Origin of the sequence: Streptomyces sp. NPDC007346 (genome assembly GCF_040703535.1) — a bacterium.
GTDB lineage: Bacteria > Actinomycetota > Actinomycetes > Streptomycetales > Streptomycetaceae > Streptomyces.
Genome location: NZ_JBEYKR010000016.1, coordinates 62,685 through 71,442, shown reverse-complemented (window position 1 = coordinate 71,442; position 8,758 = coordinate 62,685). Strand labels below are relative to the sequence as shown.

The 8,758-nt window shown below is 71.7% G+C and carries 9 protein-coding genes and 1 rRNA gene; 9 read left to right on the top strand and 1 reads right to left on the bottom strand.

Going from position 1 to position 8,758, the window contains the following annotated elements; all coding sequences use genetic code 11:
- Window positions 1-152 precede the first annotated feature (152 nt).
- The 9 genes from rrf to AB0917_RS07805 all read left to right on the top strand — a co-directional run bounded on the left by rrf (window position 153) and on the right by AB0917_RS07805 (window position 7,294).
- A 5S ribosomal RNA gene (rrf, locus tag AB0917_RS07845) occupies window positions 153-269 on the top strand.
- Between the two features lie 71 nt (window positions 270-340).
- Window positions 341-985, top strand: coding sequence for an HAD family hydrolase (locus AB0917_RS07840; protein WP_366818612.1), 645 nt, complete (start codon window positions 341-343; stop codon window positions 983-985).
- Between the two features lie 42 nt (window positions 986-1,027).
- Entirely contained in the window at window positions 1,028-2,245 is a 1,218-nt protein-coding gene (locus tag AB0917_RS07835) for an MFS transporter (protein ID WP_366818611.1), read from the top strand.
- A complete protein-coding gene (locus AB0917_RS07830) occupies window positions 2,214-3,386 on the top strand; it encodes an acetoin utilization protein AcuC (protein WP_366818610.1) in 1,173 nt (390 codons plus the stop codon). The genes AB0917_RS07835 and AB0917_RS07830 overlap by 32 nt, the downstream gene beginning before the upstream one ends.
- Window positions 3,387-3,490: 104 nt before the next feature.
- The gene (locus AB0917_RS07825; protein WP_366818609.1) at window positions 3,491-4,306 is read left to right on the top strand and encodes a phosphatase; all 816 of its coding nucleotides are present in this window, start codon (window positions 3,491-3,493) and stop codon (window positions 4,304-4,306) included.
- A gap of 128 nt (window positions 4,307-4,434) precedes the next feature.
- Window positions 4,435-4,647 (top strand): helix-turn-helix domain-containing protein, encoded by a 213-nt coding sequence (locus AB0917_RS07820; protein WP_015609302.1) that lies wholly within the window; start codon window positions 4,435-4,437, stop codon window positions 4,645-4,647.
- A gap of 130 nt (window positions 4,648-4,777) precedes the next feature.
- Complete coding sequence (locus AB0917_RS07815; RefSeq protein WP_003948845.1) at window positions 4,778-4,876, top strand: AURKAIP1/COX24 domain-containing protein; 99 nt, start codon at window positions 4,778-4,780, stop codon at window positions 4,874-4,876.
- A gap of 228 nt (window positions 4,877-5,104) precedes the next feature.
- Window positions 5,105-6,193, top strand: coding sequence for an NAD-dependent epimerase/dehydratase family protein (locus AB0917_RS07810; protein ID WP_366818608.1), 1,089 nt, complete (start codon window positions 5,105-5,107; stop codon window positions 6,191-6,193).
- Window positions 6,194-6,208: 15 nt separating this feature from the next.
- On the top strand, window positions 6,209-7,294 hold the full coding sequence (locus AB0917_RS07805) for a lysophospholipid acyltransferase family protein (RefSeq protein WP_366818607.1): 1,086 nt from the start codon (window positions 6,209-6,211) through the stop codon (window positions 7,292-7,294).
- A gap of 140 nt (window positions 7,295-7,434) precedes the next feature.
- Here AB0917_RS07805 and AB0917_RS07800 read toward each other — a convergent pair whose 3' ends face one another.
- Window positions 7,435-8,673 carry a DUF5667 domain-containing protein gene (locus tag AB0917_RS07800; RefSeq protein ID WP_366818606.1) on the bottom strand — a complete coding sequence of 413 codons (1,239 nt, stop codon included), beginning with the start codon at window positions 8,671-8,673 and terminating at the stop codon, window positions 7,435-7,437.
- Window positions 8,674-8,758 lie beyond the last annotated feature (85 nt).

The window sequence follows — 8,758 nt, the reverse complement described above, 5'->3', positions numbered from 1 at the left end:
GTTGATAGGCCAGATGTGGAAGCCTGGTAACGGGTGGAGCTGACTGGTACTAATAGGCCGAGGGCTTGTCCTCAGTTGCTCGCGTCCACTGTGTTAGTTCTGAAATAACGAACGGCCGTGTTTTCATCCGGTGTTGGTTAATTTCATAGTGTTTCGGTGGTCATTGCGTTAGGGAAACGCCCGGTTACATTCCGAACCCGGAAGCTAAGCCTTTCAGCGCCGATGGTACTGCAGGGGGGACCCTGTGGGAGAGTAGGACGCCGCCGAACAATTTTTCCGGGAAAGCCCCGTGCCTTGTGGCACGGGGCTTTTCTGCGTTCTGAACGTCTAGGGTCGGACCATGCGCTACGAACTGGTCATCTTCGACAACGATGGTGTGCTCGTCGACAGTGAGCCGATCGCCAACACCATCCTCGCCGGCTACCTCACCGAACTCGGCCACCCCACCTCGTACGAGGAATCGCTCCGCGACTACATGGGGGCCGCCATGCACCGGGTGCACGACCTCGTCGAGGAGCGGGCGGGCGAGAAGCTTCCCGCGGACTTCGAGAGCGTCCTCTACGCGCGGACCTTTGCCGCCTTCCAGGAGGAGCTGGTGGTGGTGGACGGGGTCGAGGACGTGCTCGGCAAGCTCGTCGCCGACGGGGTCGCCTACTGCGTCGCCTCCTCCGGCAGCCACGAGAAGATCCGGGTCGGGCACCGCAAGACCGGAATCGACCAGTGGTTCGAGGAGGAGTGGATCTTCAGCTCCGAGGACGTCGGGCGGGGCAAGCCGGCGCCCGACCTGTTCCTGCACGCCGCCGAGCGGATGGGGGTCGCGCCGGAGCGGTGCGTCGTCATCGAGGACAGCCCGCTCGGCGTCGAGGCGGCCCGTGCGGCCGGGATGGACGTGTACGGGTTCACGTCGATGATGCCCGCGGAGCGGCTGACCGGAGTGACCGGGTACTTCTCGGACATGGCCCAACTCCCGGAACTGCTCGCCTGACCGGTCTACCCATGGGTAGACCGTGGGCTTACGCTCGCGGCCATGACAGACGCGGGCTTGCGGCGCGGCAGGGCTTCACTGGGCTTGAGCTTCTGCGTCCAAGGGGTCGCCTTCGCCCTCCTGGTGACGCGTATCCCCGCCCTTCAGGACCGGTACGGGATATCCGACGGGCTGCTGCCCGCCTTCCTGGCCGCGGTCCCGATCCTGGCGGGCGTCGGCAGCGTACTCACCGAGAAGCTGGTCGCCCGGGTGGGGCCCGGTGCCGTCCTGAGGTGGGCGCAGCCCCTCGTGCTGCTGGCGCTGCTCGGGGTGGGCGGAGGGCGGGAGCTCTGGCACATCGCCGTGGCGCTCGGGGTCTTCGGGCTGGCGGTCGGGGCGCTGGACGCCTCCATGAACATGCTGGGCGTCAGCCTTCAGCGGGCGTACGGGCGCAGCATCATGCTCGGCTTCCACGCCGCGTACAGCCTCGGGGGGATCGCCGGGGCGTCCCTGGCATGGGTGGGGGCGCGCTGGGATCTGTCGTTGTTCGTGGCCTACCTGCCCGTGGTGGCGGTCCTGCTGCCCGCCGCGCTCGTGGGCAGCCGGTGGTACACGGAGGGGCGGAGCCCGGGGACGGCCGAGGCGGGCGGTGGCGCCGGCGTCCCGAAGGCGGCGAAGGGGGCCGTCCCGTTCACGCTGCTGCTGCCGCTCTGCCTGGTGATGTGCTTCACCTACATCGGTGACTCGACCGTCTCCAACTGGAGTGCCAAGTACCTCCAGGACGTGCTCGGCGGCTCGGAGCAGATGTCGACCCTTCCGTACAACGTCTACATGGTGACCACGCTGCTGGGCCGGGCCGTGGGGGACCTGGGGGTGCGGCGGTTCGGGGCGGTCGCCGTCGTGCGGAGCGGGAGTCTGCTGGCGGCCGGCGGGTTCGCGGTGGTGGCGGGGGCGCCGGGGGCCTGGGTGGGGATGCTCGGGTTCACCCTGCTGGGGCTCGGCCTCTGCGTGATCGTGCCGCAGACCTTCGCGGCGGCCGGGCGGATGTTCCCGGGGAACAGCGACGCCGCCGTGGCCCGGCTGAACATCTTCAACTATGTCGGGTTCCTGGTGGGTTCGCCGCTCGTGGGCGTGCTGGGCGATGCGTGGAGCTACCGGGGCGCCATGCTCGTACCGATGGTTCTGGTGCTGGTGACCCTGGTGTATGCCCGCGCGTTCGCGCCGGAGCCCGCCCGATACGGTGGCGGGCATGAGCGGCCGCACACAGCTGATGTGGGATGACGCAGTTACGGGATACGACTTCGGGGAGAGCCACCCCATGGACCCGGTCCGGCTGGCCCTGACGATGGGGCTGGTGCGGGCGTTCGGGCTCGATGAGGCGGTGGACCTGCGGGGGGCGAAGCCCGTGGGGGACTCCACCCTGCGGCTCGTGCACCGGGAGGACTACGTGTCGGCGGTGCGGGCCGCCTCCGCCGATCCGCGGGCCGCCGACCAGGAGTACGGGCTGGGGACCGTGGACGATCCGGCGTTCGCCGGGATGCACGAGGCGTCCGCGCTGATCGCCGGGCTGTCGGTCGGGGCCGCCGAGGCCGTGTGGCGCGGGGAGAGCGCGCACGCGGTGAACTTCACCGGGGGGCTGCACCACGCCATGCCGGGGGCGGCCGCCGGGTTCTGCGTCTACAACGACCCGGCCCTCGCCATCGCCCGGCTGCTGGAGCTGGGCGCCGAGCGGGTCGCGTACGTCGATGTGGACGTCCACCACGGGGACGGGGTGCAGGCCGCGTTCTGGGAGGACCCGCGGGTGCTGACGGTCTCCCTGCACGAGCACCCCCGCACCCTCTTCCCGCAGACCGGGTGGCCGGAGGAGACCGGGTCCGGGGCGGGCGAGGGCTCCGCGGTGAACCTGGCGCTGCCCGCCGGGACCGGGGACGCCGGGTGGCTGCGGGCCTTCCACGCCGTCGTGCCCGAGCTGCTGGCCGACTTCCGGCCCCAGGTGCTCGTCACGCAGCACGGGGCCGACACGCACTTCGAGGACCCGCTCGCCCACCTCGCGGTCTCCCTGGACGCGCAGCGGGCGGTCATGGAGTCCTGCCACGAGCTGGCCCACCGGTACGCCGAGGGCGGGCGGTGGGTGGCGCTCGGCGGGGGCGGGTACGCGGTGGTGGACGTCGTACCCCGGTCGTGGACGCATCTCGTGGGCATCGCGGCGCACGCGCCCGTCGACCCGGAGTCGGTGGTGCCGGCCTCCTGGCGGGACCTCGTCTACGCCCGTACGCGGCAGTTGGGACCCGGCCGGATGACCGACGGGCGTACGCCCTCCTGGAAGTCCTGGGAGGACGGGTACGACCCGGCGGACCGGCTGGACCAGGCCGTCATCGCGACCCGTAAGGCGGCGTTCCCGCTGCGGGGGCTGCTGGCCTGAGCCGGCGTACGCGGGTGGGGCATTGTCCCGTGCGATTACGCCAACGGTGGGGCGAAATCGGGAATCCGTCCGCCGGGGCGGGCCGATGCGGCAGCATCCCGAGGGTGTTGAGCACCGGGGCGCTGCGCGCCCATCTGCTGGCGGCCCGGCTGGCCGGGCCCGTGGCCACGTCGCGCGAGAACAGTCTGCGCAGCTACCGGCTGTTCGCCGCGCGCGATCCGCGGGTGATGCTCGGGCTCGCCCCCGAGCAGGCCTGGGGTGAGCCGGAGGTGCTGCGGCTGATGGCGGAGAGATGCGGGGTCTCGGCCGATCCCGCGCATGTCTCGGGTCCCGACGCGATCGACCCCGAGCGGACGGTGGCCGCGCTGGACGCGTTCGCGCGGCGGCTGGGGCGGGTGGCGTCCCTGCGGGCCCCGGTGCTGCTGGGGACCGGGCATCCGCACCGGCTGCTGGGGTTCTACGCCGGGCTGGCAGACGCCTTGTCGGCGGCGGGATGTCCTGTCCTCACCCCCGCGCAGGGGAGATGTATCGACATAACGACCCGGTTCGGCGTACGCACGTGCCACCTCGACTACGTACGGGGGGTCGCGTTGGTTCGCGAGCCCGGGGGGCGCCCCCCGGGTGGTGAGACCGGCGCACACACGCATTCCCCGTTACCGGTCAGGGTGGCGCTCCAGGGCGCGGCGGAGCGGTACGGGGTGCTTCCGGAGCTGGTGATCGGGGACCACGGGTGGGTCTGCGGCGCAGGTCAGCTCGGTATCGAGGCGATCGGTCCGGCGGATACGGACGATCCCGCGCTCTTTGTCGGTGAGGCGGAGGGGCGGGTTTCGGTCGTCGTGCCGCTGGACGACGGGGTCCGGTCGCACTACTACCGGCCGCTGACGCGCTATGTGCTCCACCGGGCAGGTCTGTCCTCGTAGCCGCCCGATCGTCCCTCCTCTTCCCCACTCGTACCACCCGCCCCTAACCTGGGGAGTGAGCGCACAGCGACGAAGAGTCACCGGAGGGGAAGCCGGTGCGCGTCCGGTGCGGAAGGTACAGGTGGGTCATGGCTGCTGACAACGAAAGGCCTCTCAACGAGGTCAGGTTTCTGACCGTGGCGGAAGTCGCCTCGGTCATGCGAGTGTCGAAGATGACCGTGTACCGCTTGGTGCACAGCGGTCATCTGCCGGCGATCCGGGTGGGCAGGTCCTTCCGGGTGCCGGAGCAAGCGGTTCACGCGTATCTCCGCGAGTCCTTTGTGGGGGTGGAATCAGCCTGAGGCCGTCCTCCGGCGCCCGGGGTCGCCCTCGGATTACGTCCCTCACGCGGTGGCGGGTAGGCTAGGCCGACGTAGGTCGTGTGGGCCCAGACGCCCCGCACCAGTGAAGATGAAGTGAGCGAGGGTAGTCGTGGGCTCTGTTATCAAGAAGCGGCGTAAGCGGATGGCCAAGAAGAAGCACCGCAAGCTGCTCAAGCGCACGCGCGTTCAGCGTCGCAACAAGAAGTAGGCGAACGCAGTTCGTGAGATCCGCAGCCCTCCCGCCGTACCGGCGGGAGGGCTGCGGTGCGTTTCCGGGGTGTCTTTCCGGGGTTACGCGCGGCGCTCTTCGGGCCAAGCGTGGGTCAAGGCGCGTCATGGGGGCGTCACAGGGAACCGTCCACCCGCTACGGTGACGGCCAGGGAAGTTACCGCGGGAAGCAGGTACCGCTTCCCGGTCCGACGGAAGGCGCTGGTCTTGGGGAAGGTCGTCCTCGTCACAGGAGTGGCCCGGCAGCTGGGGGGCCGCTTCGTCCGGCGCGTCCAGCGGGAGCCGGGGGTGGACCGGGTGATCGCCGTGGACGCGGTCGCGCCCGCGCATCCGCTGGGGGACGCGGAGTTCGTCCGGGCGGACATCCGGCAGTCCGCCCTGGCGCGGATCCTGGCCGAGTACGCCGTCGACACGGTCGTGCACCTGGACGTCTCCGGCAAGGCGCTCGGCGCCGGCGGCCGGACGGCGATCAAGGAGACCAACGTCATCGGCACCATGCAGCTGCTCGGTGCCTGCCAGAAGTCCCCGACGGTTCAGCGGCTCGTGGTGAAGTCCAGCACGAGCGTGTACGGGTCGGCGCCCCGCGATCCGGCGGTCTTCACCGAGACCACCCCGCCCAAGTCGCTGCCGAGCGGCGGGTTCGCGAAGGACGCGGTGGAGGTCGAGGGGTACGTACGGGGCTTCGCCCGCCGCCGGCCGGACGTCGCGGTCTGCGTGCTGCGGTTCGCCAACATCCTGGGGCCGCGGCCGGACTCGCCGCTGGCGGACTACCTGTCGCTGCCCGTCCTGCCGACGGTCTTCGGCTACGACCCCCGGCTCCAGTTCGTGCACGAGGACGACGTCGTCGACGTACTCGGGATCGCGGCGCGCGAGCCCCGGCGCGGGACGCTGAACAGCGGCACCTTCAACATCGCCGGGGACGGTGTGCTGTTGCTCTCGCAGTGTTCGCGGCGGCTGGGGAAGCCCACCGTGCCGGTGCTGCTGCCCGCCGTCACCTGGGTCGGCTCGGCGCTCCGTACGATCGGGATGACCGACTTCTCGCCGGAACAGATCCGGCTGCTGACCCACGGCCGGGTGGTCTCGACCGTGCAGATGCGCGAGACCCTGGGCTTCCGGCCGCGGTTCACCACGGCTGAGACCTTCGCGGAGTTCGCGCGGAGCCGGGGCCCTGGGCTGCTGCCGCCGGAGACGGTGGGCAGGGCGGTGGACCGGCTGGCGGAGCTGCCGCTGCCGGGGGGTGCCGGGCCGCGGGAGCGCGGGGCCGGTGCCGTACAGACGACTCACGGCGCCAGGTAGAGGAGCGCGGCCACGATGGCGGACGCCAAGGTCATTCCGTTCGACGACGACCGTTCGCGGTCCGGTGGCGGCTCACGCCCGGCCCGGCGCCGGCCCGGGGGCGGCGGCGGTGGGCGGGGCGACGGCTCCACGGCCCCTGTGAGCGCCCTGCCGGGCGGCCGGCTCCCCGAGCCCTCCCCGGAGGGTGCGGCGGATCCGCAGGGCCCGCAGCAGCCTCAGGAGGCCCCGGTGGACGGGGCGCAGGGGGCCGGTGAGGCGGGTGGTGGCTGGGACCGGCGGATCGCGGGCGGGCTCGCGTTCCTGCGGCGGCGGGTCACCGGCGACTACGAGGTCGACGAGTTCGGCTACGACAAGGAGCTCACCGACCAGGTCCTGATGTCGGCGCTGCGCCCGCTGGCGGAGAGGTACTTCCGGGTCGAGGTGAAGGGTGTCGAGAACATCCCCTCGGACGGCGGGGCGCTCATCGTGGCCAACCACTCCGGGACGCTGCCGCTGGACGGGCTGATGCTCCAGGTCGCGGTGCACGACAACCACCCGGCCGAGCGCCATCTGCGGCTGCTCGCCGCCGATCTGGTCTTCCATCTCCCGGTCGTCAACGAGCTGGCGCGCAAGGCCGGGCACACGCTGGCCTGTGCGGAGGACGCGCAGCGGCTGCTGGAGCTGGGCGAGATCGTCGGGGTGATGCCGGAGGGCTTCAAGGGGATCGGCAAGCCGTTCGGCGACCGGTACAAGCTCCAGCGCTTCGGGCGGGGCGGGTTCGTCTCGACGGCGCTGCGGGCGGGGGTGCCGATCGTGCCGTGCTCGATCGTGGGGGCCGAGGAGATCTACCCGATGATCGGCAACGCGAAGACGCTGGCGCGGCTGCTGGGCTTCCCGTACTTCCCGATCACGCCGACGTTCCCGTGGCTCGGGCCGCTGGGCGCGGTGCCGCTGCCGACGAAGTGGACGATCCAGTTCGGTGAGCCGATCCCGACGGACGGCTATCCGCCGGAGGCGGCGGAGGACCCGATGCTGATGTTCAACCTGACGGACCAGGTGCGGGAGCAGATCCAGCACACGCTGTACAAGCTGCTCGTGCAGCGGCGGTCGGTCTTCTTCTGAGGGCCCTCCCGCGAGTTCTGAGGGCCCTCCCGCGAGGCGCGTCCGGGAGGACGGTACGGAGAGGGGGCCGGCACGCGGTGCGTGTACCGGCCCCCTCTCCCGTACGGACTACGGCTTCGGCTTGAGCCCCCGTACGGGGACTACGGCTTCGGCTTGAGGTTCTCCCCGTCGATCCCCAGGCCGGGGAGGAGCCCGGGGAGCAGCGGGGGCAGGGTGACGTCGGGGGCGGGGCGGGGCGGGGTGCTGGGCCGGTCCTCCGGGGACGGCTGGGTGAGGCCGTCGGTGGGGAGGTCGTCGAGCAGTCCGTCCGTACCGCCGCCCAGGAGGCCGCCGTCCGGGGTCGGGCCGGAGGGGCCGGCGGGGCCGGGGGCGACCGGCGGATCTGCGGGCTTCGGCGTGGTGCCGGAGTCGGTGTGGCCCTCGGACGGGTCCGGGGGCGCGGGGGTGGGGGCGTCGGTCCGGGGGGATCCGGTGTCCGGCGTGCCGGAGTCGGTGCGGCCGGTCCGCTCGCTGCTGCCCGGGGGGCGGGGGAGGAGGGACTGGAGCGGGGCGACGTCGTCCTCTATGGCCTCGAAGACGGAGCTGACCTCGTCGCGGATGTCGGTGAGCTGGACGGGCAGCCGGTCGCGGAGGCTGCTCCAGGTGGAGCGGTGCGACCGGGAGAAGGAGTCCAGTGTCTGGATGGGGCCGATGGAGCCGTCGCGCTGGTACGCGGAGTGGAGCAGGCGGTGGCCCTCGGCTGCGTCGTGGGACATGCCGTTGAGCGCGCGCCGCACGGCGCCGAGGGACTCGTGGTCCAGCTCGCCGGCGCGGCCGCGCTCCATGAGTCTGCGGGCCTCGCTGAGCCGGGTGGAGGCCTGGTCGAGGTAGACCTCGCCGCGGTCGGCGTCGCCCTTGGCCATGCCGAGGCTGATGTCCTCCATCCCGCGCTTCAGCCCGTACAGCGAGTCACCGGGCAGTGCGTCGGAGCTGGCAGCGGCCACTCCGCCGAACGCGCCGGCCGCCACACCCACGGTGAGCCCACCGGCGGTGAGCCCCTTCGCCCAGCGGGAGCGGGGACGCAGTCTGCGCAGTCGTGAGGCCCGGTGGGCCCCCTTGCCCCGTTGCACGGGCACCGTAGGGCCCGTCGATGCGCCGCCCTCGGCGAACATGGCCTCCATGGCCGCGACGAGCTGGGCTCGCTGCACCACTTTGACCTCGGGGTCCAACTGCGGCTTCGGTAGTTCACCGAGGCCGTTCGCCAGGGCCAACAGCGGTCCGCGGTCGGCCTGGTCGGCCGGCTCCTCGGGCTGTACGGCCGCCGCACCCTGGGGGGTCTGCTCCTCCAGGGCCTGGGCGAAGGCGTTCGCCCGCCGGTGTGCCGAAACGTTTGCGATCACTGGCGGCACCTCCTCTCGTCATGACGGTCGACTCCCCTGGCGGTCCGGAAGGTTGCACACCTTGAGCGTTTCCACTCGATGGAGT